Genomic DNA, 26,145 nt, shown 5'->3' with positions numbered 1-26,145 from the left:
GGTTAGCAATGTGGACATTAATGATATAAAGGCAATAATGGAAGGTTTAATTTTTGCTGCCGGAGATGAAGGTATACATAAAAAAGACTTGCGGAAAGTATTAGATTTGGATAAAGATATGGCAAACCATCTCTTAGAGGAGTTGAAATTTGAATATGAACATGCAAAAAGAGGTTTAATGTTAATGGAGTCACAGCAAGTTCTCTTTTTGACTACGAAACCTGAACATAGCGACTATTTTACGAAATTCAAGGAAACCAAAGTTCACTCTAAACTTTCGCAAGCAGCTTTAGAAACATTAGCGATCATAGCTTATTTACAACCAATTACTCGAACGGAGATTGAGCAGATTAGAGGAGTAAAAAGCGAAAGACCAACACAAACACTTGTAGCAAGAGCGCTGATTGAAGAAATAGGAAGAAAAGAAGGTGTGGGAAGACCAATACTGTTTGGAACTACAGTAGAATTTCTAACCTATTTTGGGTTAAGTTCGATTGAGGATTTACCACCACTCCCAGAAGATGTAAACGAAATCGAAGTAGAAGAAGAGGCAGATTTATTCTTTAGTCGCTTACAAGATATTAATAACTAGAAAATCGGACATAAGTGTATCGTAATTATTGAAATCCAAACGATTCGAATAGCTTTCGTTTGGATTTATGTGTATTTATCAGACAAAGTGGATCTTTGGATAAAACAATTCGCTGGAATGAAAGTTACCAAAAAGTATAAATAGATTCCACAATCACTGGAGAAACATAGAGTGTCTTAAACTGTTTTACATTTTTGGCATATGCATAGCCTGTCTGCATACAATGATACAAACGTAGTTGTCATGTGAGAAGAGGTGTGTCATGCGAAAAATCATCTATAGTATTTGTCTTATAACATGTTTTGTTATTTTCCCGAATGTGACTAAAGCTAATGTGCAAGTATCGGCCGAAAACGCCATATTAATGGATCAGAGTACAGGTAGGGTCCTTTTTGAAAAAGAGGCTAATACTCCCACACTTATTGCCAGTATTACAAAAATAATGACTGCGATTATTGCGATAGAATCCGGGAAATTAGAGGAAAAGGTGAAAATAAGTGATAAAGCAACAATAACCGAAGGTTCATCCATTTATTTAAAACAAGATGACGTCATTACCTTAGAAGAACTAGTCTACGGTTTGATGTTACGTTCGGGAAATGATGCGGCAGTAGCTATCAGCGAGCATGTTGGTGGCAGTGAAGAAGGATTCACGTATTTGATGAATGAGAAAGCAAAATGGATTGGTATGAATAACAGTCATTTTGATAATCCTCATGGACTTGATTCAGAAAATCACTACTCAAGCGCATATGATATGGCGATTCTAACAAAATATGCAATGGAAAACCCTGTTTTTCGTGAAATATCTTCTACATCTTCCTATTCAGCTAAATCTAGAGACTATCCTTGGATAAACAAAAACAAATTATTAACACATTTATATAAATATAGTAATGGAGGAAAAACCGGCTATACACGTGCTGCAGGTAGAACATTAGTATCAACAGCTGAAAAAAATGGACAAACACTGATTGCTGTGACTTTAAACGCATCAAATGACTGGCAAGATCACATTCAATTATTCGAGTGGGGATTTAAAGAATTCCCGCTTTATAAATTACAAGAACCAATTACATTTACACTGCCTTCACCTAGTAATCATTCTGAAGTAATCGAAGCTAGTATAAAAGAAGAAATATATTATCCATTAGCAGAGGAAGAACTAAATCAAATTCACCAAAAAAACTATGTAGTAGAAGAACCTTTATCATTTCAACAGATTGGCAAACGAGCATTCTATTTGAATGGAAAATTAATAATCGACACGGCTATTTATCAAACTTCCTCAACTGAAGATAATAGTCAAGGATTTTGGGAAAACTTTTGGCAACAGGTGCATCGATTCTTAGGTGATACTAGTGATTAATATTATTTGGGCAATGATGGCTATCATCGGAATTGTCTATGCTATGTTTAATGGTACAATGGAACAAGTAAATGAAGCCTTATTTAAAGGTGCTAATGATGCAGTGACACTTGTTATCAGTCTAACGAGTGTTCTGGTATTTTGGGTGGGAATTATGAGGGTTGCGGAACATGCAGGAATCTTAAGAGGCTTTGCGAAAGTTTCAAGACCAGTTGTTAGAAGATTGTTTCCAGAACTTCCTGCAGATCATCCGGCTATGGGTTATATCCTTGCAAATTTTTCTGCTAATTTATTCGGATTAGGTAATGCAGCTACGCCGATGGGGATAAAAGCAATGGAAGAAATGAAAAAAATAAGTCAATCTGATCGTGCAAGTAATTCGATGATAACCTTTTTAGTAATCAACACCTCCAGTATTACACTTGTTCCGACAACTGTAATTGCAATTCGAATGGAATATCAATCTGTTGCTCCGACAGAGATTGTTGCAAGCACAATTTTGGCTACCTTAATTACCACTGTTGCAGCAATTACAGTGGACCGTTTGTTAAGAAAAAGAAGAGATTCATTACTTTGATTACGAAGGGAGCGTCCAAAATGGTGGAGTGGTTGACAATCATCAGTATCTGGTTGGTTCCAATAACAATTATGATGATATTGCTTATTGCAATAATCAAAAAGGTCCCAGCATATGAAGTATTTGTTGAAGGAGGGAAAGAAGGCTTAAAAATGTCTATTTCTCTTCTTCCTTTTTTATTAGGAATGTTAGTAGCAATAGCCATTCTTAGAAGTTCAGGTGCTTTAGATGCATTTATTACTTTTCTACAGCCAGTACTATCAAAAGTAGGATTTCCAGCTGAAATTGCCCCGCTTGCCATTTTACGACCTATTTCAGGTACAGCAGCATTAAGTGTCACCTCTGAGATTATTAAAATTTATGGACCTGATTCTTTTCTAGGGAGATTGGCATCAACCATGCAGGGAAGTACTGATACCACACTTTATATATTAACCGTATATTTTGGTGCGGTTGGTATAAAAAAAATGGGGGATGCGCTAAAAGTTGGACTGATTGCCGATTTTATTGGTATAATGGTCTCGGTAATGATTGTTACGTGGTTATTTTTGTAGTAGCGTTTTTATAGCGCTACTCCTTTTCATGTAAAGATCATAAATGGATATGGACATAAGTATTTAAATAAAGTCAAACTTCAGTTAACGGGCTTTTGACTCGATGAAACTCTTCAGGAAGTTAATGATAGATAAATTATTAGAGAAAGTGTGAGAAGATGGAACGATTACAAAAAGTGATCGCAAAAAGTGGGATCACGTCGCGAAGAAAAGCAGAAAAATTAATTGAAAAAGGCTTGGTAGAAGTTAACGGTAAGACTGTAACCGAATTAGGAACAAAAGTTTCTGAACAGGATGAAGTGAAAGTAGAAGGAGTTCCAATCGAAAAAGAAAAGCATCTTTATTTTCTTTTTTATAAACCTAGAGGTGTAATTACAAGTGTTAGTGATAACAAAAATAGAAAAACGGTTATTGACTATTTTGAAGAATACCAGGAACGAATTTATCCAGTCGGTAGACTTGACTATGATACTTCCGGGTTAATAATTTTGACAAACGATGGGGATTTTACTAATTTATTATTGCATCCAAGCCATGAATTCAATAAGGAATATGTAATTAAGACAAAAGGTATTCCATCGAAAGAAAAATTACAGCTATTTAAAAAGGGAATTCGTTCTGAAGGCGACCTTCTAAAGGCTAAATATGTAAAAACAATGTCTGTTGATCCACAAAAGAAAACAGCTATTATTAAACTGGTCTTACATCAAGGTAAAAATAGACAGATCAGACGAATGTTTGAAGCTATTGGGACCCCAGTACAAAAACTGAAACGAGAAAAATTTGGATTTTTAACTTTAGATGGATTAATGCCAGGCGAACATAGAGAATTAACACCACACGAAATAGCGGAATTAAAGAAATTGGCGAAATAATTGTTAAATAACTGTCACAATTTTTGATCACTGTAAATGATACAATGATCGGAGGGAGTGAGTCTTATGAATAAAATTGAAAAAGCGAAACAAACAAAGAAAAATAAAAAGAGAAATCGCTTAATATTTCGCTCTTCTATATTAATTATATTATTCGCAGCATTATTATTTGCTGTAGTTTCCAACCTAACAGCAGAAGAAGATGCAGTTGTAAACATTGGAGATCAAGCACCGAATTTTCAATTGAAACAAGTAGCAACTAATAATGAAACAGCTATGAAATTATCTGATTTGGAAGGAAAAGGCGTCATGCTCAACTTTTGGGCAACGTACTGCGAACCTTGTGAACGTGAAATGCCTTATATGGAACAACTATACCCTGAATATAAGGAAAAAGGGGTAGAAATCGTAGCGGTCAGTGTTGATGCTACCGAAATAGTTATCGATAATTTCGTAGACCAATATAATTTATCGTTTCCTATTCTTCATGACAAAAAAAGTCAAGTTTTGGATGCGTATGGTATACGGCCATTGCCTACCACATATTTCATTGATGAAAATGGTGTAGTAGTGGAAAGGGTATTGGGAGAGTTAACACTTGAGAGACTAGAAGGTTACTTGAAGCAAATTGAACCGAAATGATGGTTAGGGGTTTTTGAATGAACACTATAACATGTAATACATGTGGTCATCTTAATAAAGAAGGCACCACCATTTGCGAAAAATGTGGAAATCCGCTAGATAATGACCAAAAAGGTAAATTGTTAAATATGCGTTATGATGGTAGTTCGATACGTTCCAAAACAAAAAACCGTTCTATCATTGATAAAATATGGAATTTTTTCTCTTCCGTTAAAATAGGAGTTACGTTAATTGCAATTGCACTGGTCGCTTCAGCGTTAGGAACTATTTATCCACAGCAAATGTACATTCCAAGATCAGTGGATCCGTCTGTGCATTATCGTGACCAATATGGAATTACTGGACAAATTTACTATCAACTTGGCTTTCATAATTTATATGGTTCGTGGTGGTATATGATTTTAATAGCTTTAATAGGTATTTCAATTTTTATTGTGAGCATTGATCGTGGGGTACCACTATATAAAGCTTTAAAACACCAAGCGGTAAAACGACATCCTAATTTTCTTAAAAGACAAAAATTGTTCGGGGAATATAAAGATTACTCAGTTGATGAAAAAAAACTATTGATCAGTAAATTAAAGGAAAATCGTTATAAGATTGCTGAGAAAGACGGCCACATACTAGCTGAGAAAGGCAGATTTTCCAGGTGGGGACCATATGTAAATCATCTAGGACTTATTATCTTCCTATTAGGTACGATCTTCCGTTTTGTGCCTTTTATGTATATTGATGATTATGTGTGGGTACGAGAAGGTGAAACGACCGTAATACCAAGTACGAACCAAGAATACTACATAGAAAATCAGGAATTTATCTTCGAAACATACGGTGAAGATGAAGAAGATGCTGTATTTGAAGAAGCTTTACAAAACAATAGTGGTCCTGTACCAAAACATTTTGAGACAAATGCTGTCATCTATCAGGATGTATCAGATGATATTGTCGGAACTGAAGCAGAATTGGAAGAAATAAAGCGTGGAGAAATAATTGTAAACGAACCATTGAAAATTAATGGGTTAGCACTCTATCAAGATAGTTATCAACTAAGTGAATTTGAAAGCATGTCCTTCAAATTACATGAAACAACAGATGAGGAAGAAGAAGCTATTGTAGAATTCACAGTTGATTTAACGGATCCTAAGCGTGAGTATAAGTTCGAAAACGGCTACCGTATCGAGTTAAATAAATATTATCCAGAATATGAATTAGATGATGGACAACCTAGATCAATTTCGAATTATCCTCGGAATCCAGGTTTTGTATTTTTTGTTTATGGACCGGATATAGAAGAACAAGAAGCAAGCTTTTTGGCAATTGGCCAAAATATCCCCTCAGGTGATAATCAGTATAAAATTGGTTTGACTGATTTTAGTGTCAGGGATGTAAGTGGTTTGAAAGTAAGGAAAGATTTAACATTACCTATATTAGGACTAGGTGCGTTTATTTTTATGATTGGTGTTATTCAAGGAATGTATTGGCAACACCGGAGGATTTGGATCCATCAAGGTGACGAAAAACTTTTAATTGCCTGCCATACAAACAAAAACTGGTATGGACTCACAAAAGAAATAGAAAAAGTAATCGAGGGTACGTCATTTAAAATGGTAGAAGATCAAGAAAATAAGCAAAAACAGGACTAAAATTAGGTGATGGAAGGAGGAGAAAATGTTGGATTATATTTCAATTAGTGGTGGGTTATTATATACTGCGTTTGTGATTTATTTAATTTCGATTGTCTTTTTCGCAGCAACTATTAGAGATAAACGAAAAGAGAAACAATTTACACTTGTTAATAAACTTGCTATAGGTACTACGATACTAGGATTTGTTGCGCAAGTAGGTTATTTTATCACAAGATGGATAGCAAGTGGGCATGCCCCAGTAAGTAATATGTTTGAATTTGTAACATTTTTCGGTATGATGCTAGTGTTCGCTTTTATCATTTTGTATTTGATCTATCGAATTGAACTACTAGGATTATTTGCTTTGCCGATAGCTTTATTAATTATTGCATATGCAAGCATGTATCCTACAGAAATATCACCATTAGTTCCTTCTCTCAAAAGTCATTGGTTATATATCCATGTGACAACCGTTGCTTTAGGAGAAGCTATATTAGCAGTTAGTTTTGTTGCAGGAATTATTTACCTTATCCGTCAAATCGATCAAACCAAAATAACATTGAAAACAATAGGGTTAGAGATAATCATGTATTCCGTGTGTGCAACCATTGGATTTGTGCTTATTACCAGTACATTTTCGGCAATGGATTATAATGCTTCTTTTTCTTATTCCGTAGACGGAAATGAGTCAACATTAAATTATCATTTACCTGCAATTTTTGGACCTGGTGATGGTGAATTATTAACAGAAAATAGAATGGAAGCTATGATTCCGACACCAGAGTGGATGCATGGAGCTGAAGCCCCACGTAAACTAAATACATTAGTTTGGTCTTTATTGATTGGTTTAGGTTTATATTTAGTAATGAGATTAATATTGCGTAAACGAATTGCAGCGGCGATACAGCCTATCTTGAAGAAGGCTAATCCAGAATTATTAGATGAAGTTTGTTATCGAGCAGTAGCTATTGGTTTTCCTGTCTTTACATTAGGTGGTCTGATTTTTGCAGCAATCTGGGCACAAGAAGCTTGGAACCGATATTGGGGTTGGGATCCGAAAGAAGTTTGGGCGTTAATTACGTTTTTCTTCTATGCTATATTTTTACATCTTCGTCTATCAAAAGGATGGCACGGAGAACGTTCTGCATGGTTAGCAGTTGTCGGCTTTACGATTATTATGTTTAATTTAATTGTAGTTAATTTAGTATTAGCTGGATTGCATTCTTACGCATAATCTACATCAACTTTTTTAATAAGGTAAGAAAGTGTAAAAATTCACAATGTCTAACTTCGAGCAACCAAAAACTAGGCGACCTTATGAAATAAAGAAGACTTGCCGATTGGAATACCTGTAGGCGAATGTCATTCGGTTCGTGATGGAAGAGCATTTGCTAAGTACACCTATGTCCTGTAGGCAACACAGGTGTTAACACTTTCTGTGTAGTCCGTCATTCCTTTATATCAGTTGATTCTGAAGTCGTAACGGTTCAAAATAAAAGTACAAGAGATAATTGTCTCTTGTGCTTTTTATAGATATACTATAGAAAGAGATAGGGGGGGAGAAGGGTGGAAAATGAAATAAAAAAAATATTAGTAGTAGATGACGAAGAACGTATTAGACGCTTGTTAAAAATGTATTTAGAGCGTGAAGGTTATCAGGTAGATGAGGCAGAAGATGGTGAAGAAGGCTTAAAACTTGCTCTATCTGAAGAATACGAAGTAATACTTTTGGATTTAATGATGCCTGGGAAAGATGGACTCGAAGTATGTAAGGATTTGCGCGCAAAAAAATCCACACCTGTCATTATGCTAACCGCTAAAGGTGAAGAATTAAGTCGGATTCATGGATTTGAAGCAGGGACGGATGATTATATTGTCAAACCTTTTAGTCCCAGAGAAGTTGTCTTACGAGTAAAAGCATTATTAAGAAGATCGAATAGTTCCACAATCATGAATTCTTCCAACCGGTCAAAGGATATGATTGAATTCCCACACCTTATGATCGACAATGACGCACATCGTGTTTTAGCTGATAATAAAGAAGTGAATTTAACTCCTAAAGAATATGAATTATTACTGTTTTTGGCTAAATCACCTGACAAAGTATTTGATAGAGAAGAATTATTAAAAGAAGTTTGGAAGTATGAGTTTTTTGGAGATTTAAGAACAGTTGACACTCATGTCAAGAGACTCCGGGAGAAATTAAGCAAAGTCTCAACAGATGCAGCGAAAATGATTGTAACCGTATGGGGCGTTGGCTACAAGTTCGAAATATCACAAACATAAAAAAATGAATTATGTTTAATGGTGACAATTTCTTAATAGGGAATCTGGTGTAAGTCCAGAACTGTCCTCGCAACTGTAAGTGCAGACGAAATAGCTGATATCACTGTACGTATTACGTATGGGAAGAGGCTAAAGTAGAAGTAAAGCACAAGTCAGGAGACCTGCCATTATTCATCTATATTCATGCTTCGAGGAATAAGCATGTGGTCTAGGTGTATACAGAAATACATACTATAACATAGCTTTTATCCTCAACTAATTTAAATTGAGGAGAATTATAAATGAAAAAAATAACACAAATATTATCTATTATTGTCTTAACAATATTATTAGCAGCTTGTGGTGAAGATGAAGCAATAACAGAAGAAGTAAATGTACAAATAACAATTACAGATCAAACGAGTGATACACAAATCAGTAATGAAAATATTACGGTCGAATCTGAAACAACACTCTTAACTGTATTAGAAGAAAATTATAATGTAGAAGTTTCAGAAGAAGGTTTTTTGACTGCAATTGAAGGACATCAACAAAATATCGAAGAAAAGCATTACTGGATGTATGAAATAAATGGTGAGATGGCGAATGTAGGAATAGCTGATTATGAGGTAAAGGATGAAGATCATATTACATTTGATTTGAAAGCAACTGAATAATCCAATGAATACTTACAAGTTGACATTAATCTCCTTATTGGCAGCACTATGCGTAATTGGAAGAATCAGTTTTCAATTTCTACCTAATGTCCAACCAGTAACAACAATAATTATCATAGCAAGTGCTATGCTGGGTGTTTTGCCTGGAATATTTATCGCAATTATAAGTACCTATCTGACTAACCTTTTTTTAGGAATGGGGATATGGACAATATGGCAAATGATAGCATGGACAGTTATTGCGATGTTATCAGGTTTACTGGGTAAATATGAAAAATCTAATAAAATGATAGCATTCCTTTTATTTTCTATATTGGCAGCTTATATCTATGGATTAGTAGTGAATATAGGGTCGTTTACTTATGCTGGGAGTTTTCTTGCGTATTATTTGGCTGGTATTCCATTTGATACTATGCATGCCATAGGTAATGGGGCTTTTATGCTCATATTGTATCCGATCTTAGTTAGACTATTTCAACATCAAAATGGATAATGTAACTTCAGTAAGAAATCGAATACGAAAAAATAATACCTGTAGTTGGCCAAGATTAATATATAAAATTAACACTACCACAGTATCTATTACTGTGGTATTTTAATTCTGTAAGCAAAAAAAGATATGGAATTCTTTTGTCAGTGTACAAAACTTTCGTAACTTTTTTTATAAATGTACGACAAATATTATATGAATAGGGGGTCTTATAGTGAAGACCACTTTTGAGAACTTATATGATAACTACCATCAGGATTTATTTCAATTCGTCTTTTATATGGTAAAAGATATACAACAAACAGAAGATATTGTGCAGGATGTATATATTAAAGTTCTTCACTCCTATGATAACTTTAAAGGTGATAGTACTGAAAAAACGTGGTTATTTTCAATAGCTAGGCATGTTACGTTCGATCACTTTCGAAAATTAAAACGGAAAAGAAACAAGTTTTTGGAATTTTTTAATTGGAGTGAAGATGGTGAACAATTGCGATCCTCACAGTTCGAACCAGAAGAATATTTACTGTTAGATGATCAAATGAAACAAATATATCACTGCTTGGAACAGTGTAGTGATGACCAAAAACAAGTGATCATTTTACGATACATACAAGATTTTAACATTAATGAAACAACAGAAATACTAGGATGGTCAACCAGCAAAGTAAAAACCACTCAACATCGTGCATTAAAAATCCTGCAACAATGTGTAAAAACATCGGAAAGAGAGGAGGATGATTATGGTGAAGTTTAAAAACAACGAAGAACATCTAAAAAAGCAATTACAGAAAATGCCCAAAGTAGCAGATGGTCGTTCAAAAGATGAAGTGTATCAATTAATCAAAAATAAATTAAACCACAGTGAAAATATCGCTATTAAAAAGCGAAGAAACAAATGGATTCCAACAATCGCATCTGCATGTGCAATTGTTATACTCTTTATTATTGTTTTAAGTCAAGAAAACTTCTCTAACCAATTTGATCAATCATCCTCTAACAAGGAAGATACTGCAATGGACAGTGCAGAAATGGAAAATTTCGATCAATCAAATGAAGCAACTGTAACGGGAGAGAACAGTGACCAAACATTAAATGATTTAGATGATAATGAAACTGTTGAAGAAGAAAGTATTAGCGCATTAGATCAAACGTATAACTACTTACTAAATAGAAAATTAGTTGATTCTGTTGTACGAACTGCTTTTGTTACAGAGCAAGCGCAATATATTGTTCCACTAACACTTACGAACACGGCGGATAAAGATTATTCAACCAATATTGATCTATTAAATACACATATCAATTTACAGAAAAATGGTTTATATGATATTGGAATAAGTGATATGGAATTTGAAACCGAAGATAACATAGTCCATGTACGATTTAAAGATTCATTTCAACTTGAATCAAGTGGTTCGAATGTTTCTAACTTTGAGAAAGTATTATCCTTTATGTTTAGACCATTAGAAATTAGAAATGTTAATTTTGAGGATAATCACCCAATTGTGGAACAAATAGGAGGAAATACTGACAACTATTCGTTACCAGACATTAGTCAAATACCTTATAAATACTTTCAAATGGAAAATAATACTATGAAGTGGTTAGTAGCTATAACAAATAACCAATATAAAACACTATCTTCCGCTTTAAAAGAGATGAAAGAAAATGAAGCAAATAATCAAGTGAGTGCAAGTATACCTACAGATGCAAATCTAAAAGTAGAAGATATGTCTGAAGATCACGTGTTTATTTCGGTTTCTTCCTCACAAATAGCTAATAACCAATTAACAGTATTCATGATTGAAGCAATTCTTGCAACGGCTAATTCGTATGGTTATCAACAAGTAACATTTGATATAGGGGTAGAGCAGGTAGGGAGATATGATTTAACCAAGCCATTAAAAACGACAAATCAAATCAATGTAATTGACTTTAACAAATAATGCTAGGTTAACGAAGACCGCCCGCCTCACTTCTGGAGATAAACCTACAGAAAGTGAAGCGGGCAGCTATAGCCGATATAAGATCTCAATACTATTATCACAAGTTTAATGTTGAAACAATAGAAAATACAATCATTTAGCTAGTATTAAGTGAGTATAGAAAGTGGTTAAGTTTTTTTTCTATTACTTTTACTGATTCTGTTGGACAACCTTCTTCTGCATCTAATAAATCATCTTCATATTGACGGGGAACTATTTCTCTAGCAGAGTTCTTATCACGTTTCGCGAAAGCTATTCCTTCTTCATCATAATCAAATAGTTCTGGAGCAGTCGCCCCACAGACACCACAAGCTATACATGTTTCTTTATCTATATAAGTGTAATAGGGCATGTTGAAGTCACTTCCCTTTATTTTAGTTTTCTATTATAAGAGTACCAAATCACTCTGCCTCTTACAATGAACTAGTATTAATTCTTGTCAATGCTTGTTAAAATAGACATAGAGACTTCACTTTATAGTTAAGAAATCAAAGTAGTGATAGAGGTGAATAAATGTTTAAATATCTTATATTAGACTGTATAAAACAATTAAATGGAGAGCGAACAATATATAATGTTTACCATTTACTAACAGCAAAAAAATCCGCACAGACTGTACAAGACAGTAATATATTTGGGTTAAAAAGTTATTTTGGTATATACAAGACCCTTACGAGAGAAAAATTCGACCGTTTCATTTTCCAACTAGAAAAAGAGCAATTAGTTGAATTTTCAAATAATCAAGCAATGTATCTTACCAAACGCGGAAGCAAATTATTGGATTCTTTACACAGGAAATTATCACCATTCTTATATTTCGATGGTGTTCGATTCTACGATACTTCCGATACTTTTTCCACACGATTAATTTTATTCATTCAAACACTAACTCAAATGCATCAGAAAAATTCTACATTTATTCCAATTATAGAAGATGTGTATGTTCAGAAGTTTGTCAAAAAAGTGTGGAAAGAGCGGAAGGAAAATTCATTAGTACTCCTTGAATTTATCTATCATGATCTGTTCAACGTGTTGCAGACTTTTCCTAGTGTGTACAGTGCCATTTTTGTAGAACATTTAACCACAGCCGAAAAAGTAGGATTAAGTAAAAAACAACTATCTGATAAATATAATCTTCCTATTCATGATGTATACTTATCATTGATCAATATCTTTCACTACATATCACATAAAATTGAAGAAGGAGAAAATCTCAAGGTTTTAACAAATTTGTATCCAGACCATATTGGTAACGGTATGCTTAGTGATTCCGCTACTAAAACATTGCATTTGCTAAATAAGGGTCTTGGTATTGATGAAATCGTTACGATTCGAAACTTAAAAGAAAACACCGTAAAAGATCATATCGTGGAAATCGCTTATATGGATAAAATGCCAAGCTGGGATCAATATATCTCCAAGCAACAGTATCTCTTAATAAAACAAGTACTGGATATTACTTCGACTAAGAGATTAAAAGATATTAAATCTCAATTAGCTGAATCGGTTACATATTTTCAAATTAAGCTCGTAATGGCATTGGAGCAAAGTGAGGGCTATAAATCATGAGAAAGTACACATTAGAAAATTATTTACAATTATATTTTGGTTATGCATCATTTCGACCAGGACAACGTGAAATTATTGAGAACGTATTAGCTAACCAAAACGTCTTTGCCGTTTTGCCTACTGGATCAGGGAAATCTATCTGTTATCAATTACCAGCAATCATTAATACAGGAACGGTCATAATAATTTCTCCTTTACTCTCACTTATGACAGATCAGGTGAAACAATTAAAATCTACGGGTTTTAAACAAGTAACAGCACTTAATAGTATGCTTAAATGGACAGAGAAAGAAGACATATTAAATAATTTAGAAAATTACCGATTAATATACCTATCACCTGAAATGATACAGAATGAAAGGGTTTTACAGAAATTATCTCTCTTACAGATAGATTTGTTTGTAATTGATGAGGCACATTGTATTTCTCAATGGGGGCATGAATTCCGTCCTGACTATTTAAGAATTAAACAAGTGTTTGATCACTTGAATAAACCTACCATTCTGGCCTTAACAGCGACAGCAACACCAGACGTTCAGCAAGACATCTTGAATACGTTAGAGATAGAAGATGCTAAAAGGATCATTTATCCAATGGATAAGCCTAATATTTCCTTTGTAGTCGAGAAGGTGGAACAGTTGAAAGATAAAGAAAATAGAGTCACTAATCTGGTGCAGGAATACAAAGTTCCAACACTTATCTATTTCTCTAGCCGGGATGAAGCTACAAAAGTTGCAACTATTCTCCAGACGAAAGTCCCGAATCGAAATATTGCTTATTATCATGCAGGCCTGGACAATCAAGATCGATTATTGATTCAACAGCAGTTTATGAATAACCAATTAGATGTTATATGTTGTACGAACGCATTTGGAATGGGGATTAATAAGAAGGATATTCAACTGATTGTTCACTATCATATTCCTACTCAAATAGAATCATTTATTCAAGAGGTTGGCAGAGCGGGAAGAGAAGGTCAGCAATGTGTCAGCGTAGCACTTTATCATGAAAATGATTCATTTCTTGCTTTACGTCTTCTAGAAACAGAACTCCCCGATATATCACTAGTAGATTATTTTTTGAAAAGAATTTATCAATCTGACATATCATTGAAGCAATTTAAAGAAGATTTCATTACACGCTCTGGTGGTATGGAGCCTCATTGGCGCTTTTTTCGTTATCAATTAGAACGGATGGGGATTCTAAAAGAGCGAGAAATTGTAAAAGAAGTGATAGATTATGAAGAAGCATTATCAACAATTGGGAATATAATAAACAGGCGGCTAACATATAAACATAAAAAAAGACTTGAAATGCTGCAATGGGTTCATACAGATACCTGTAGGAGAACAAAATTATTTTACCATTTCCAAGACGAGATTCAGACACCGACTTATATGTGTTGTGATTATTGTGATTTTAAATGGAATAACTGGAAACCAAAGGATATAAACAGTATTGAAAATAATAAAGATTGGAAATCACTATTAAAGGGTATATTGTATCAAGGTGACACACAAAAATGAAACAATCTGAAATCATAAGACATTTAACCAGTAAACAATTAAAACAACAGGTCTGGTTCTCACAATTATTATTGATCGTAATCGCTATCCTCTTAACTAATATTTTATTTCAGGATTGGTCGACTTTTTTGTCCTTGTTGAATGCTTCGTTAGATGAGATCCTATTATTTGGAGTGGGAGTTGCAATAGTTGTTGTAACCATTGATATTATTCTGATGAAAGTTCTTCCATCTAGATGGTGGGATGATGGAGGTATCAATCAAAAAATATTTCAAGAGGGATCTTACTTTGAAATTATAAGTATTTGTTTTGTCATTGCCATGAGTGAAGAATGGTTGTTTAGAGGTGTAATTCAAACTAATTTTGGTATAATTATAGCAAGTACCATTTTTGCTGTAATACATGTACGATATTTATCAAAAATCATTCTTTTTGTCGCTATTATCGGATTAAGCTTTTTGTTAGGCTTCGTTTATGAGTGGACAGACAGTTTAACAGTTGTTATAGTTTTGCATTTTTTTATCGATGTGTTGTTAGCAATTATGATAAGAACAGGGAGGTTTCGTAATGCAGCAGGATTATAAGGAAGATCAAGCAGAATCTCTAAGAAATCAAATTAATAAGGATCAAACTAAACATGAAGTTGATTCACTACCATCCAGAAAGGACGTTCATAAGTCAACTAAGAACAAAAATAAGTGGAAGCTATCCTTTCCTTTTATTCGCTTAATATTATTATTGTTTATTGTTATTATCCTTTTATTTTTAACGATTAAGTTTTGGGGAGAGGAGTATCTATCATCAGCCGAAACAACAAATTCTGATCATCGAGTAGAACAAGTGTTTATCAAATTAAATCAATCGAACACTAGTATTGATAGCTTCGAGAATGAAGAGGCGACCATTACTACACATGTAGTAGAACGCATGGATACGTTATTCTCCATTTCAGAAGAGTACTATGGGTCAAGCGAATATGTAAAAAAAATCATAGAGGCTAATCAATTAGAAAACGATACGCTGATAGTAGGAGAAGAAATAATAATTCCAAACATTGATGAACAATAAAAAATATCACTGTGACTTTCCTTTCCGTGGTAAAAACCGGTGGAAGCTGAAGGTCGTAGCTTTACTTATTTATCACTTTTTAATATTTTAAAAACAAAGGCGACTAATAATTGCGGTGTATGTTTCTTATATGTAAGTTAAATCCAAACGAAATCGAATCGATTCGTTTGGATTATTTTGATTAAAATCTTTTGTTATTTTCTCACTCGATATGCTTCTATTGTTCTTACTTTAAAATACTTTTTTTCGATCACGTTCTTCTTTTAAAATCTCGACTGCTTCATGGAATCGCTGGGAATGAACAATTTCTCTTTCACGTAAAAATTTTAGTGAATCATTGATCCAGGGATCATCTGAAATATCAATGATCCATTGGTAAGTAGCTCTAGCCTTTTCCTCAGCTGCAATATCTTCATACAAATCTGCTATTGGATCACCTTTAGCTTGTATATAGGTAGCAGTCCATGGTGAACCCGCTGCATTTTGATAATATAGTGCATGATCGTGGTTAACAAAATGAGGGCCAAGTCCAGCTTCTACAAGTTGTTCAGGTGTTGCATCTTTCGTAAGTTTATAAATCATTGTGGCAATCATTTCCAAATGAGCAAATTCTTCCGTTCCAATATCATTTAATAAACCCACTACTTTATCAGGAATCGTATACCTCTGATTTAAATAACGTAATGCTGCCGATAATTCTCCATCAGCACCACCGTATTGTTCGATTAAATACTTAGCTAACCGAGGATTACATTCACTAACTTTTACTGGATATTGCAGTTTTTTTTCATAATACCACATCGATTATTCCCCTCCTTTCTATACTTGCCAAGGCCATGGTGCTTCTTTCCAATCCCAAGGATAATTAGAAAAACTCTGTCCAAATTGCATTAAAGGGCCAAACTGTTTTTCAAATGTATTTTTCAATTGTCTACTTTCATATGCAGCTTGATTAAACTGTTTAATTGCGTCTAAGTCATCAGGGTGTGTGTCGAGATATAGAGTAAGTTCAACCAAAACAAAATCTACCGCTTGTATTTGTTCTAATAATTGGTAATAACTATCGGGCATTTGTTTTTGTTGTGTCATTCGATTATGTCACCTCGCTTCAGCAAATATGGGTCATATAAACAAGTCCACAAGGTGCCTGCATAAAGAGCATCCCTTGCGGTGGGGAATTGTTCTGTATTTCTTGGTTGGAAGGTTATATATAAATTTGGAGGGGTCGAATAACATTTCTTTAATACTGGTTTACAAGGGTCGAATCTGCTAACATATGGCGAGTAACATTTAACCATTGTATATGTCATGATGGTCTCCTTTCGGTTATACGAACTAAGTTATATGCTTCATTTACATATTATGGTTCCAAAACCTGTCCTATTCCATGTACAAGGATGTTAATTTCACTTTATCTCTTGTTCGTTGTATACTGTTTTTAGCATTTGTAAGTGGTGAGGAGTGAAAAAGGTGCAAAAAGGATATATCGATTTACAAGAAATGATGTTGGAGTTATTAAATAAAATGGGTTATCCACGTGAAATATATGAACTTTTAAAGGAACCAACAAAATCAATTAAGGTAAGAATTCCTGTCAGAATGGATGATGATTCTATTAAGATATTTACTGGTTATCGAACTAAACATCATAATGTGTTTGGGATAACTCAAGGAAACGTGCATTTTCGACCTGACTTAACAGAAGAGGAAATCTCACAATTAGCGATTTTAAGAAGTGTGAAAACAAGTAATATGCAAATACCATTAGGCGGTAGTAGTGGCGGGGTTATTTGTGATGTAAGAGAACTATCTTTTCGGGAACTGGAACGAGTTTGCAGAGGATACATAAGAGCTATACAAACTGTGATTGGTCCTGACATGGATGTATTATCCTCTGATGCTTCCATAGATCCGCAAATTATGGCATGGATGATGGACGAATACAGTCAGTTAAATACACAAGCGAATCCGAACTTTATAACTGGTAAGCCTGTTGTATTGGGTGGGATTAAAAATAAAGATACGGCAATTGAAAAAGGAATACTTTCAACAATTCAATCCTTATTACAAGATGATAAGAAGAAACATCAAGAGCAAGGAATTATGATACATGGCATTGGGCGCATTGGAAGTTATTTGGCGACATCGCTTCATCGATTAGGTTATAAAATCATCGGTATTTCTGATCCTCAGGGTGCAGTATACAATTCAGCTGGACTGGAGGTACCAAATATCCTAAAGAAGAAGGATAACTTCGGATTAGTTACTAAATCGATACCTGAAAGCATTGATTTAGATTCTTTCCTGCAAAAAGAATGTCATATGATGGTGTTAACAGCAAAAGGTGAACAAATCACTAATAAATCTGCAAGTCAAATAAACGCGAATTTACTATTAGAAAGCATTGCAAATTCAATTGAAAAATCCGCTTTAGAGGTTTTGTTTGAGAAACAAGTGTCTGTTATTCCCGAAGTTATAACAACCACTGGTGGTATTATATATGCTTATTTAGAGTGGCTTGAATATAAACAGGGAATTAAATATACAGCAGAAGAAGTGGATAAAAGATTGCATAACATTATCAATGAAGCAATTAGAGAAGTTCGCTATATTTCTGAAAATAAACATGTTAATATGTATATGGCGAGTTATATGGTCGGGTTAAAAAATCAAGCAGAAGCCATTCGTTTTAGAGGATGGATATAATTTTTAAGAATGTAAACATTGAAGGAGTGTCGTAAATAATGCAACAAGAAAAGGCCATTATTATTGGTGCAGGACCATGTGGCATGTCTGCAGCTATTGAATTACAAAACATTGGCATTGATCCATTGATCATAGAAAAAGGTAATATAGTAGAGTCAATCTATAAATATCCTACACATCAAACTTTTTTTAGTTCTAGTGATAAATTAGAAATCGGCGATGTAGCATTTGTAACAGAAAAAAATAAACCGGTACGAAATCAGGCTCTTGCCTATTATCGAACGGTTGCCATGAGAAAAAATTTAAGAATTAATAGTTTTGAAGAAGTTACCATCATAACTAAGGAGAAAAATCATTTTAAACTAGAAAGTGTAAATCAATTTAATGAGAAACAAACGTATTATTGTACGTATTGCATTTTTGCAACAGGGTATTATGGACAGCCAAATTATATTGGAATTAAAGGAGAAAAATTAAATAAAGTATCTCATTATTTTAAAGAGGCACACCCTTTTTACCAACAAGAGGTGACGGTAATTGGAGGCAAAAATTCTGCTGTCGATGCGACGATAGAGTTACATAAGGCTGGCGCTAATGTGACCGTATTATACCGTGGAAGTGATTATTCACCAAGTGTAAAACCATGGATACTGCCCGAATTTGCCTCTTTAGTGAAACATGGTAAAGTAATAATGGAATTTAACGCAACAGTTGAAGAAATCAGAGAACATGAATTAGTTTATCAATCAGATAATGAAAGAAAAACGATAAAGAACGATTACGTATTCGCTATGACAGGTTATCAACCAAATCAAAAATTTTTAAATCAAATAGGAATTGCCATCGATACAGAAACTGGAAAACCAGAATTTAATGACCAGACAATGGAAACTAATGTCGATGACGCATTCATAGCTGGTGTAATTGCCGCTGGATATGATAATAATGGAATATTTATTGAGAATGGACGATTTCATGGTGGGTTAATTGCTAAAGCAATCAAAGAGAAAGAACAAGTTAATTAATGCTATGAATTCTATGGGAGCAACTGGAAAATTAGAACGCTAAATCAATCCAGTTGCTTCATTTTCAGCTTTTAATACGGAGGATGCTTTAGTCTCTAAAAGCTCTCATTATTTCTTGTTGTGTGGCGTTGTTCTCAAGTAAAAGCATTAATTTCAGTCGTGCTTTTGGTCCATTTAAATGATTGGCAAAAATGACGCCTTCTTCAAGCAATGCTCGACCTCCTCCTATATAATCATAGGTTGGTTGAACAATACCTTTGTAACAACGAGACACAAATAATACCGTTACTCCTTGGTTTATAAGTTTTTTGATAGTGGGGACTATCATCGGCGGAATATTCCCTTGCCCTAATGCTTCCAGAATAATACCTTCAATGTTGGCAGACAAAAGATGTTCTATTGATTCATTGTCCATTCCCGCATAAGCTTTTAACAAAAGTACTTTTTTTGAAAGTGAAGCAACAGGAAATACTTCCTCATGATAGGTTTTTTGATAGAAGTATATATCCTGTTTCGTCACCATTCCAACAGGACCAAATTGTGGACTCTGAAAAGTGGAAACATTACTAGTAGAAGTTTTCGTTACATATTGTGCTGTATGTATCTCATCGTTCATCACGACCAAAACCCCGCGATTACTTGCTTTTGGATTTGATGCTACCCGAATAGCACAAATTAAATTATATAATCCATCAGAGCCAATCTCGTTGCTTGAACGCATTGCACCAGTAAAAACAATCGGAATGAAAGATTTAATAGATAAATCTATAAAATAAGAAGTTTCTTCTAGTGTGTCTGTCCCATGAGTTACAACGATACCATTATATAGTTGGGTTTCGACCTTCTCGCTGATAAAGTTGGCTAGTTGCAACATGTGATTAGGTGTTATATGTGGTGAAGGCAAATGGAATAGTTGCACCTCATCAATTGGAAATCTGTGTAAGGCTTCTAATTTCGATAATGGATGTGCTTCCGTTTCAACAACTCCTCCATCATGATTTTCTTTCATTGAAATAGTACCGCCAGTGTGAATAATTAGTGTTTTTTTCAAGATGTGACCAACTTTCTTAATAGTGTTTTTTACAGATGTCTATGGTTAGTATCCCATATTTTAGTGAAGTTAGAAAGTAGGTGGATGATATGTTTGCTCTAATCTCAGTTTCTATTGCTCCGGCATTTGCATTGCTCTCATTTTTTTATTTAAAAGATGAATATGAATTAGAACCAATTTTTTCTATATTTCGAACATTTTTATATGGAGCTTTATTAGTATTTCCTATTATGTTTATTCAATATGCATTTCAAGAAGAAGGGGTTGCTCAATCACTTTTTTTACAATCATATTTCGTATATGGTCTCTTTGAAGAGTTCTTTAAATGGTTCATATTCATTTTTACAACATATAAATATTCAAGGTTTAATACGGTTTATGACGGAATTGTCTATGGGGTTTCAATAAGTTTAGGATTTGCGACAGTTGAGAATATTCTTTATTTGTTTGCACATGGTATTGAGTTCGCCATTGGTCGAGCCATATTTCCAGTTTCATCCCATGCATTATTTGGAGTGATTATGGGCTATTATTTGGGAAGAGCAAAATTCAAAAATAATCGTGGTATTTCTTATTTATTACTTGCATTACTTTTACCTACTTTTCTTCACGGTACCTATGATTTTATTATTGAGAGTATCCGTGGGCAATGGATTTATGGTTTAGTTCCATTTATGGTATTACTCTGGTTATTAAGTTTAAGAAAGGTGAAAATAGCAAATGAAATAAGCCAAACTCAATGAAGAAAAAATATTGTGAAAATCTCATTCTTTAGAGAAATAAATAGGACTAAAATGAAATCCAAAAGATGATAGAAATTCTATGGTTAGAATTCATCATTTTTTGGATTTTTTTATGGATTCCAGAGGTTAAATCCTAAAATTAAAGTGGTATTTCAGGAAAATGTAATTGCTACGGTGTTATCTCTTCTCAACTTTTTATTAATGTCTAAGTTTATTTAATCTAGATTAAATGATGGTATCAAATATATTGTTTTCTAAGTTTTAATGAATAATTTTCACTATTTATTAAAAGCTATCCATAATAAGAAGTCTTTCAAAGAAAGTTTGGAGGTTAACTTTCATGGTAAAAAAGATATCCATTTGTATACTCACCTTTGTGATTTGTTCTGTTTTCTTTATGAATGCGGAAGAAAATAAGGTTAAGGCCTTCTCTGATCAAGTTATTCAGCAGGGTGCTACAGGTGATGATGTAATTGAGTTACAGGCGAGATTACAGTTTTTAGGTTTCTATAATGGCGATATTGATGGTGTATTCGGATGGGGAACATATTGGGCGTTGCGTAATTTTCAATATGAATTTGGTATGGAAATTGACGGAATGGCTGGACAATCAACTAAACAAAAACTAGAAAAAGCTAGCGAATTCGATAAAAATTATGTACATCAGCAAATCCAACAAGGAAAAGATTTCACACATTATGGTGGAGTGGATAAGCAAAAGCAAACAGAGCCAAGTCAAAATAAGACAGGTCAATCAGAATCAGATAAAGCGTCACCTAAGAATAATAAACAAGGCCAACAAGAGGCAGATCAACAGCAACAGCAAAATCAAAAAAATCAAGGACAACCGACAGCTACTGAAGAAGATTTAGAGCCAACTGCTGTAAATGTACCACAGGGATTTTCTCAAAACGATATTCAGATAATGGCAAACGCAGTATATGGAGAGGCTAGAGGTGAACCTTTTGAGGGGCAAGTAGCCGTTGCTTCCGTTATTCTAAATAGAGTTGAAAGTTCAACCTTTCCTAACACAGTTTCAGGCGTTATTTTTGAACCTCGTGCTTTTACAGCAGTAGCCGATGGTCAAATATGGTTAACACCGAATGAATCTGCAAAAAGAGCAGTTTTAGATGCGATTAATGGTTGGGATCCAACAGGAGAGGCATTGTATTATTTTAATCCAGATACTGCAACATCAAGTTGGATTTGGTCACGACCACAGATTAAACGAATAGGAAAACATATATTCTGTATGTAACATTTGGAGGTGAAAAAATGTATCGTTGGACACTTATTACGATTCTGAGCATAGCAATCATTGGTGTATCTGTATGGGGCTATCAAGAACATCAAGAAAAGAATGCGATTTTGATCCAAGCAGAGAATAATTATCAACGATCCTTTCATGGTTTAACGTATAACTTAGATTTGCTTCATGACAAGATTGGTTCAACTTTAGCGATGAATTCTCGAAAACAATTATCTCCTCAATTAGCAGAGATATGGCGTTTAACGTCAATGGCACATAATGATGTGGGTCAGTTACCGCTGACCTTGATACCTTTTAATAAAACGGAAGAATTTTTATCTGAAATTGGTGATTTTAGTTATCGGACAGCGATTAGAGATCTAGATAAAGAACCGCTTTCAGAAGATGAATTAGCCACATTAGAATCGTTATACGAAATGTCTGGTAATATTGAATCAGAACTTAGAAAAGTTCAAAATATGGCATTAGAGGAAAACCTAAGATGGATGGACGTTCAATTGGCATTAGTAAATAATGATGAGCAAGCAGATAATACGATCATTGATGGGTTTAAAACGGTAGAAAAAACAGTTGAAGGATATTCGGAGGGAAAATTAAATACAAGTTTAATGGGAACATCAAGTAAAAAAGATGGTTTTACTAGCCTTGGTAAAGAAAAAATAACGGAAGAAGAAGCAAAAAGAAAAATGCGAAAATTACTCCAAATTGACGAAAATACGGAATTAACCGTTGCAAGTACAGGAAAAGGTGCAAACATACCATTATTTAGTGGTTCCTTTAAAGAAGAAAATAAGACAGGATATATTGATGTAACACAACAAGGTGGCCATCCGATTACTTTAATGATAAATCGAGAAACGTCTGAATCAAAAATAAGTTTACATGAGGCTATGAAAAAAGCAAAAAAATATTTAAAGGATATTGATTATACTACCGATTTAGCTATGGTAGAAAGTAATCAATATGATCATGTTGGTGTCTTTCAATTCGTACCACAGATTGAAGATGTTTGGATTTATCCTGATGCCATTCAAATAAAAGTTGCATTGGATAATGGCGAGATTTTAGGATTTGTGGCAAAAGACTATTTAGAAAACAATCACAAGAGAGAAATTACTACTCCTGAAATAACGGAAAAAGAGGCACGCGAAAGTGTAAATTCTAATTTAAAAATTGAGGAACATCATTTAGCTATTACAGAAAATGATCTCGGAGAAGAGTTGCTAACTTATGTTTTTCTAGGGACTTTAAATCAAGACACCTATAAAATATTTATCGATGCTTCCAATGGAGATGAAGTTAGAGTCGACAAATTAAAACAAGCAGAAATCAAATATTAAAAAAGTAAGAAAGAAGGACTTCCCCTTCTTTCTTTTTTTTGAGATAATATAGTGAGATTTTAATAAAAAGATGGTTAAGAGTTCCACTAAACTCTATATATGAATTTTATCTGGAAGATAGCAGATGTTTATATCTATCTTGGGGTATTACAGAAGATACTATGTGTTACATAGGCTTTTTTCTATTATTTGTTCTAAATTTAATGCATAATTCCTAACAAAGAAAAGAGGATGAACATTGATCAAAATAGGTACATTCTTACAAATCGAAGAAAATAAGATATTTTATAAATGTCGCGTTGTTCATACAAAAAGCAATAAATTGTATATAGATTATCCAATTAATGAAAATACCAATCGGACAGAGTTGTTTTCAGTAGGTACTTTGTTTCGGATTAGTTTTATTGAAAAGAGCTCCGTTTATAGTTTTAGAAGTGAAATTATCGGTAAGGGAAAAATGAAAAATATTCCTACTTTAATATTATCCTTTGAACCAGAGAACCTTAAAAAAATTCAAAGAAGAGAATTTGTACGAATCGAAGCATTATTAGATCTTTCCGTAAAAACTAAAATAAGCTCTCAATCATTTACTACTGTTACACATGATATAAGTGGTGGAGGTTTATCCTTTATTGCTGATTCGGACAGTTCTATAATGGAAAATGAAGAAGTTGACTTAATGTTAATATTACCTCTTGATAATAAAATAGAGTATTTACATATCATAGGAAAAACAGTTAGAATACATGAGAGAAAAGAAGAAAATAATCTGGTATCGATTAAATTTGAAGAAATTAATCCTCATGATCAACAATTAATTGTGCGCTTCGGATTTCTCAAACAATTACAAGCACGTCAAAAAGGATTGTCGTAGTAAAAGTAGTGGAAGGATTGAAATAATAATGAGCAATAAGAAATTAGCCATCGCAATTGATGGACCTGCCGCAGCAGGAAAAAGCACTGTGGCGAAGATAGTAGCAAAAAAATTAGGTTATGTATATATCGATACAGGAGCTATGTATCGAACCTTAACCTATTCAGTACTTCAGCACAAGATTGACATCAGTAAGTCGAAAGCAGTTGTGCAACATTTAGAAGAAATTTCAATTGATATTAATGCACAACAAGAAGTATTCCTAAACTCTAAAAATGTAACGGAAGCAATACGATCTGATGCAGTTACGCAAAATGTTTCTGCGATTGCCTCTATTGCTGATGTAAGGTCGATCATGGTGCAAAGACAACAAATCTTAGCTAAAAATAGAGCAGTCGTGATGGATGGAAGGGATATTGGAACACATGTTATTCCAGATGCAGAGATTAAAATCTTCTTAATTGCCAGTGTCTCAGAACGCGCAAAAAGAAGACATGAAGAAAATGAAAAGAAAGGTTTTCTATCCAATCTTGAACAGATAAAAAATGATATTAAACAGAGAGATAAGATGGATTCAGAAAGAAAAGTATCCCCTTTAAAAAAAGCAGAAGATGCAATTGAGATTGACACTACTTCTATGTCTATTCAAGAAGTTGCAGAAAAAATATTAGCCTTTGTAAATACAAATTAAGGAGTTAAAGAAATGAGCTTTTATCGATTCGCTAAAACCGTGGTTAAGCTAGTTCTAAAACCTAAATACAAAGTAATAGGAAAAGGTTTAGAAAACATCCCTAAAGAAGGACCGGTAATTATATGTTCTAATCATATCTCCAATTATGATCCACCTATCGTTGGAATTACTTGTCCAAGACCTATTCACTTTATGGCGAAAGAAGAATTATTTAAGAATAAGATTTTTGGTTTTATCTTAAAGAAAGTCAATACGATTGTTTTAAAGCGAGGGGCAAGTGACCGTACTGCCTTGAAAAAAGGACTGGAAGTTTTAAAAGATGGAAATGTTTTAGGTCTGTTTCCAGAAGGAACAAGAAGTAAGACAGGAGAGTTAAAAAAAGGTTTGGCAGGAGCTGGTTTTTTCGCATTAAGGTCAAAAGCAACAGTTATCCCTTGTGCAATCGTGGGAAATTATCAAAGTAAAGAACCATTAATGGTTATCTTCGGCAAACCTGTCGAAATGGATATTTTAAGGGAAAACAAAGCATCTGCGCAAAAGGTGACAGATACAATAATGAATGAAATCAAAATGATAAAAGAAAATCATTAAGTTTTTGGTTATAACTTGACAAATCACGCTAAATGTT

The 26,145-nt window shown here is 33.8% G+C and carries 30 protein-coding genes and 1 riboswitch; of the genes, 25 read left to right on the top strand and 5 right to left on the bottom strand.

Translation table 11 applies throughout. From position 1 onward, the window contains the following. Window positions 1–10: 10 nt before the first annotated feature. The 13 genes from scpB to BUC25_RS12160 all read left to right on the top strand — a co-directional run bounded on the left by scpB (window position 11) and on the right by BUC25_RS12160 (window position 11,615). Window positions 11–592 (top strand): SMC-Scp complex subunit ScpB, encoded by a 582-nt coding sequence (scpB, locus tag BUC25_RS12220; protein WP_073202145.1) that lies wholly within the window; start codon window positions 11–13, stop codon window positions 590–592. A 262-nt stretch (window positions 593–854) separates the two neighbouring features. After that, on the top strand, window positions 855–1,961 hold the full coding sequence (locus BUC25_RS12215) for a D-alanyl-D-alanine carboxypeptidase family protein (RefSeq protein WP_073202144.1): 1,107 nt from the start codon (window positions 855–857) through the stop codon (window positions 1,959–1,961). Beyond that, complete coding sequence (locus BUC25_RS12210) at window positions 1,954–2,538, top strand: nucleoside recognition domain-containing protein (protein ID WP_073202143.1); 585 nt, start codon at window positions 1,954–1,956, stop codon at window positions 2,536–2,538. Before BUC25_RS12215 ends, BUC25_RS12210 begins: the two co-directional genes overlap by 8 nt. Window positions 2,539–2,561: 23 nt before the next feature. Continuing rightward, entirely contained in the window at window positions 2,562–3,092 is a 531-nt protein-coding gene (locus BUC25_RS12205) for a spore maturation protein (protein ID WP_425292874.1), read from the top strand. Between the two features lie 158 nt (window positions 3,093–3,250). Then, window positions 3,251–3,967, top strand: coding sequence for a pseudouridine synthase (locus BUC25_RS12200; protein WP_073202141.1), 717 nt, complete (start codon window positions 3,251–3,253; stop codon window positions 3,965–3,967). A 66-nt stretch (window positions 3,968–4,033) separates the two neighbouring features. Further along, window positions 4,034–4,609, top strand: a complete 576-nt coding sequence (resA, locus tag BUC25_RS12195) for a thiol-disulfide oxidoreductase ResA (protein ID WP_073202140.1) — start codon at window positions 4,034–4,036, stop codon at window positions 4,607–4,609. 17 nt (window positions 4,610–4,626) lie between these two features. Further along, window positions 4,627–6,252, top strand: a complete 1,626-nt coding sequence (locus BUC25_RS12190; protein ID WP_073202139.1) for a cytochrome c biogenesis ResB family protein — start codon at window positions 4,627–4,629, stop codon at window positions 6,250–6,252. Between the two features lie 25 nt (window positions 6,253–6,277). Then, complete coding sequence (gene ccsB / locus BUC25_RS12185; protein ID WP_139251820.1) at window positions 6,278–7,468, top strand: c-type cytochrome biogenesis protein CcsB; 1,191 nt, start codon at window positions 6,278–6,280, stop codon at window positions 7,466–7,468. Between the two features lie 332 nt (window positions 7,469–7,800). Further along, window positions 7,801–8,520 (top strand): response regulator transcription factor, encoded by a 720-nt coding sequence (locus BUC25_RS12180; RefSeq protein ID WP_073202138.1) that lies wholly within the window; start codon window positions 7,801–7,803, stop codon window positions 8,518–8,520. A 2-nt stretch (window positions 8,521–8,522) separates the two neighbouring features. Next, window positions 8,523–8,703, top strand: a riboswitch (cobalamin riboswitch). A gap of 98 nt (window positions 8,704–8,801) precedes the next feature. Beyond that, window positions 8,802–9,176, top strand: coding sequence for a DUF4430 domain-containing protein (locus BUC25_RS12175; RefSeq protein ID WP_073202137.1), 375 nt, complete (start codon window positions 8,802–8,804; stop codon window positions 9,174–9,176). 4 nt (window positions 9,177–9,180) lie between these two features. Then, window positions 9,181–9,669, top strand: coding sequence for an ECF transporter S component (locus tag BUC25_RS12170; RefSeq protein ID WP_073202136.1), 489 nt, complete (start codon window positions 9,181–9,183; stop codon window positions 9,667–9,669). A gap of 211 nt (window positions 9,670–9,880) precedes the next feature. Next, window positions 9,881–10,423 carry a sigma-70 family RNA polymerase sigma factor gene (locus BUC25_RS12165; protein ID WP_073202135.1) on the top strand — a complete coding sequence of 181 codons (543 nt, stop codon included), beginning with the start codon at window positions 9,881–9,883 and terminating at the stop codon, window positions 10,421–10,423. Next, complete coding sequence (locus tag BUC25_RS12160) at window positions 10,410–11,615, top strand: hypothetical protein (protein WP_073202134.1); 1,206 nt, start codon at window positions 10,410–10,412, stop codon at window positions 11,613–11,615. Before BUC25_RS12165 ends, BUC25_RS12160 begins: the two co-directional genes overlap by 14 nt. 136 nt (window positions 11,616–11,751) lie before the next feature. Here BUC25_RS12160 and BUC25_RS12155 read toward each other — a convergent pair whose 3' ends face one another. After that, a complete protein-coding gene (locus tag BUC25_RS12155; RefSeq protein ID WP_073202133.1) occupies window positions 11,752–12,006 on the bottom strand; it encodes a ferredoxin in 255 nt (84 codons plus the stop codon). A gap of 161 nt (window positions 12,007–12,167) precedes the next feature. Here BUC25_RS12155 and BUC25_RS12150 point away from each other — a divergent pair, with 161 nt between their 5' ends. From BUC25_RS12150 to BUC25_RS12135, 4 genes are read left to right on the top strand one after another with little or no spacing between them, the layout of a single operon-like run. Further along, a complete protein-coding gene (locus tag BUC25_RS12150) occupies window positions 12,168–13,223 on the top strand; it encodes a YpbB family protein (protein ID WP_073202132.1) in 1,056 nt (351 codons plus the stop codon). Beyond that, the gene (locus BUC25_RS12145; protein WP_073202131.1) at window positions 13,220–14,749 is read left to right on the top strand and encodes a RecQ family ATP-dependent DNA helicase; all 1,530 of its coding nucleotides are present in this window, start codon (window positions 13,220–13,222) and stop codon (window positions 14,747–14,749) included. Before BUC25_RS12150 ends, BUC25_RS12145 begins: the two co-directional genes overlap by 4 nt. Further along, the gene (locus BUC25_RS12140) at window positions 14,746–15,333 is read left to right on the top strand and encodes a CPBP family intramembrane glutamic endopeptidase (protein ID WP_073202130.1); all 588 of its coding nucleotides are present in this window, start codon (window positions 14,746–14,748) and stop codon (window positions 15,331–15,333) included. The genes BUC25_RS12145 and BUC25_RS12140 overlap by 4 nt, the downstream gene beginning before the upstream one ends. Continuing rightward, complete coding sequence (locus tag BUC25_RS12135; protein ID WP_073202129.1) at window positions 15,317–15,817, top strand: LysM peptidoglycan-binding domain-containing protein; 501 nt, start codon at window positions 15,317–15,319, stop codon at window positions 15,815–15,817. Before BUC25_RS12140 ends, BUC25_RS12135 begins: the two co-directional genes overlap by 17 nt. A 231-nt stretch (window positions 15,818–16,048) precedes the next feature. Here BUC25_RS12135 and BUC25_RS12130 read toward each other — a convergent pair whose 3' ends face one another. Genes BUC25_RS12130 through BUC25_RS12120 form a run of 3 tightly spaced genes read right to left on the bottom strand, consistent with a single transcriptional unit; the run spans window position 16,049 to window position 17,115 of the window. Further along, window positions 16,049–16,618, bottom strand: a complete 570-nt coding sequence (locus tag BUC25_RS12130) for a manganese catalase family protein (RefSeq protein ID WP_073202128.1) — start codon at window positions 16,616–16,618, stop codon at window positions 16,049–16,051. Between the two features lie 18 nt (window positions 16,619–16,636). Then, window positions 16,637–16,906 carry a spore coat protein CotJB gene (locus tag BUC25_RS12125; protein WP_073202127.1) on the bottom strand — a complete coding sequence of 90 codons (270 nt, stop codon included), beginning with the start codon at window positions 16,904–16,906 and terminating at the stop codon, window positions 16,637–16,639. Beyond that, entirely contained in the window at window positions 16,903–17,115 is a 213-nt protein-coding gene (locus BUC25_RS12120; protein WP_342039398.1) for a spore coat associated protein CotJA, read from the bottom strand. Before BUC25_RS12120 ends, BUC25_RS12125 begins: the two co-directional genes overlap by 4 nt. A 172-nt stretch (window positions 17,116–17,287) precedes the next feature. Between BUC25_RS12120 and BUC25_RS12115 the strand changes: the two genes are divergently transcribed. Then, the gene (locus BUC25_RS12115) at window positions 17,288–18,523 is read left to right on the top strand and encodes a Glu/Leu/Phe/Val family dehydrogenase (protein ID WP_084543456.1); all 1,236 of its coding nucleotides are present in this window, start codon (window positions 17,288–17,290) and stop codon (window positions 18,521–18,523) included. Between the two features lie 38 nt (window positions 18,524–18,561). Then, the gene (locus tag BUC25_RS12110; RefSeq protein ID WP_073202125.1) at window positions 18,562–19,548 is read left to right on the top strand and encodes a YpdA family putative bacillithiol disulfide reductase; all 987 of its coding nucleotides are present in this window, start codon (window positions 18,562–18,564) and stop codon (window positions 19,546–19,548) included. An 88-nt stretch (window positions 19,549–19,636) separates the two neighbouring features. On the opposite strand, the gene BUC25_RS12105 is transcribed toward BUC25_RS12110, so the two are convergent. Then, the gene (locus BUC25_RS12105) at window positions 19,637–20,599 is read right to left on the bottom strand and encodes an asparaginase (protein ID WP_073202124.1); all 963 of its coding nucleotides are present in this window, start codon (window positions 20,597–20,599) and stop codon (window positions 19,637–19,639) included. Window positions 20,600–20,688: 89 nt separating this feature from the next. Here BUC25_RS12105 and prsW point away from each other — a divergent pair, with 89 nt between their 5' ends. The 6 genes from prsW to BUC25_RS12075 all read left to right on the top strand — a co-directional run bounded on the left by prsW (window position 20,689) and on the right by BUC25_RS12075 (window position 26,108). Then, complete coding sequence (prsW, locus tag BUC25_RS12100; RefSeq protein WP_073202123.1) at window positions 20,689–21,342, top strand: glutamic-type intramembrane protease PrsW; 654 nt, start codon at window positions 20,689–20,691, stop codon at window positions 21,340–21,342. A 340-nt stretch (window positions 21,343–21,682) separates the two neighbouring features. Further along, entirely contained in the window at window positions 21,683–22,600 is a 918-nt protein-coding gene (sleB, locus tag BUC25_RS12095; RefSeq protein WP_073202122.1) for a spore cortex-lytic enzyme, read from the top strand. Window positions 22,601–22,617: 17 nt separating this feature from the next. Beyond that, window positions 22,618–23,952: a germination protein YpeB gene (gene ypeB, locus BUC25_RS12090; protein ID WP_073202121.1), complete on the top strand. Its 1,335-nt coding sequence runs from the start codon at window positions 22,618–22,620 to the stop codon at window positions 23,950–23,952. A gap of 238 nt (window positions 23,953–24,190) precedes the next feature. Beyond that, on the top strand, window positions 24,191–24,826 hold the full coding sequence (locus BUC25_RS12085; protein WP_073202120.1) for a flagellar brake protein: 636 nt from the start codon (window positions 24,191–24,193) through the stop codon (window positions 24,824–24,826). Window positions 24,827–24,854: 28 nt separating this feature from the next. Next, on the top strand, window positions 24,855–25,517 hold the full coding sequence (cmk, locus tag BUC25_RS12080) for a (d)CMP kinase (protein ID WP_073202119.1): 663 nt from the start codon (window positions 24,855–24,857) through the stop codon (window positions 25,515–25,517). 12 nt (window positions 25,518–25,529) lie between these two features. Next, window positions 25,530–26,108 (top strand): lysophospholipid acyltransferase family protein, encoded by a 579-nt coding sequence (locus BUC25_RS12075; protein ID WP_073202118.1) that lies wholly within the window; start codon window positions 25,530–25,532, stop codon window positions 26,106–26,108. The last annotated feature ends 37 nt before the right edge of the window (window positions 26,109–26,145 follow it).

This window comes from Gracilibacillus kekensis (assembly GCF_900143085.1).
Lineage (GTDB): Bacteria > Bacillota > Bacilli > Bacillales > Amphibacillaceae > Gracilibacillus > Gracilibacillus kekensis.
The sequence above is the reverse complement of the archived record's forward strand: the minus strand, read 5'-3'. Positions and strand labels throughout refer to the sequence as shown.

Excerpts from the sequence above, each read along its gene's own strand:
- ccsB (WP_139251820.1), top strand. The coding sequence starts at position 6,278 with ATGTTGGATTATATTTCAATTAGTGGTGGGTTATTATATACTGCGTTT.
- sleB (WP_073202122.1), top strand. The coding sequence starts at position 21,683 with ATGGTAAAAAAGATATCCATTTGTATACTCACCTTTGTGATTTGTTCT.
- BUC25_RS12145 (WP_073202131.1), top strand. The coding sequence starts at position 13,220 with ATGAGAAAGTACACATTAGAAAATTATTTACAATTATATTTTGGTTAT.
- BUC25_RS12150 (WP_073202132.1), top strand. The coding sequence starts at position 12,168 with ATGTTTAAATATCTTATATTAGACTGTATAAAACAATTAAATGGAGAG.
- BUC25_RS12215 (WP_073202144.1), top strand. The coding sequence starts at position 855 with ATGCGAAAAATCATCTATAGTATTTGTCTTATAACATGTTTTGTTATT.
- BUC25_RS12125 (WP_073202127.1), bottom strand. The coding sequence starts at position 16,906 with ATGACACAACAAAAACAAATGCCCGATAGTTATTACCAATTATTAGAA.
- BUC25_RS12140 (WP_073202130.1), top strand. The coding sequence starts at position 14,746 with ATGAAACAATCTGAAATCATAAGACATTTAACCAGTAAACAATTAAAA.
- resA (WP_073202140.1), top strand. The coding sequence starts at position 4,034 with ATGAATAAAATTGAAAAAGCGAAACAAACAAAGAAAAATAAAAAGAGA.
- BUC25_RS12120 (WP_342039398.1), bottom strand. The coding sequence starts at position 17,115 with ATGGTTAAATGTTACTCGCCATATGTTAGCAGATTCGACCCTTGTAAA.
- BUC25_RS12175 (WP_073202137.1), top strand. The coding sequence starts at position 8,802 with ATGAAAAAAATAACACAAATATTATCTATTATTGTCTTAACAATATTA.
- BUC25_RS12155 (WP_073202133.1), bottom strand. The coding sequence starts at position 12,006 with ATGCCCTATTACACTTATATAGATAAAGAAACATGTATAGCTTGTGGT.
- BUC25_RS12135 (WP_073202129.1), top strand. The coding sequence starts at position 15,317 with ATGCAGCAGGATTATAAGGAAGATCAAGCAGAATCTCTAAGAAATCAA.
- BUC25_RS12190 (WP_073202139.1), top strand. The coding sequence starts at position 4,627 with ATGAACACTATAACATGTAATACATGTGGTCATCTTAATAAAGAAGGC.
- BUC25_RS12110 (WP_073202125.1), top strand. The coding sequence starts at position 18,562 with ATGCAACAAGAAAAGGCCATTATTATTGGTGCAGGACCATGTGGCATG.
- BUC25_RS12170 (WP_073202136.1), top strand. The coding sequence starts at position 9,181 with ATGAATACTTACAAGTTGACATTAATCTCCTTATTGGCAGCACTATGC.
- BUC25_RS12200 (WP_073202141.1), top strand. The coding sequence starts at position 3,251 with ATGGAACGATTACAAAAAGTGATCGCAAAAAGTGGGATCACGTCGCGA.
- ypeB (WP_073202121.1), top strand. The coding sequence starts at position 22,618 with ATGTATCGTTGGACACTTATTACGATTCTGAGCATAGCAATCATTGGT.
- prsW (WP_073202123.1), top strand. The coding sequence starts at position 20,689 with ATGTTTGCTCTAATCTCAGTTTCTATTGCTCCGGCATTTGCATTGCTC.
- BUC25_RS12130 (WP_073202128.1), bottom strand. The coding sequence starts at position 16,618 with ATGTGGTATTATGAAAAAAAACTGCAATATCCAGTAAAAGTTAGTGAA.
- BUC25_RS12160 (WP_073202134.1), top strand. The coding sequence starts at position 10,410 with ATGGTGAAGTTTAAAAACAACGAAGAACATCTAAAAAAGCAATTACAG.
- cmk (WP_073202119.1), top strand. The coding sequence starts at position 24,855 with ATGAGCAATAAGAAATTAGCCATCGCAATTGATGGACCTGCCGCAGCA.
- BUC25_RS12075 (WP_073202118.1), top strand. The coding sequence starts at position 25,530 with ATGAGCTTTTATCGATTCGCTAAAACCGTGGTTAAGCTAGTTCTAAAA.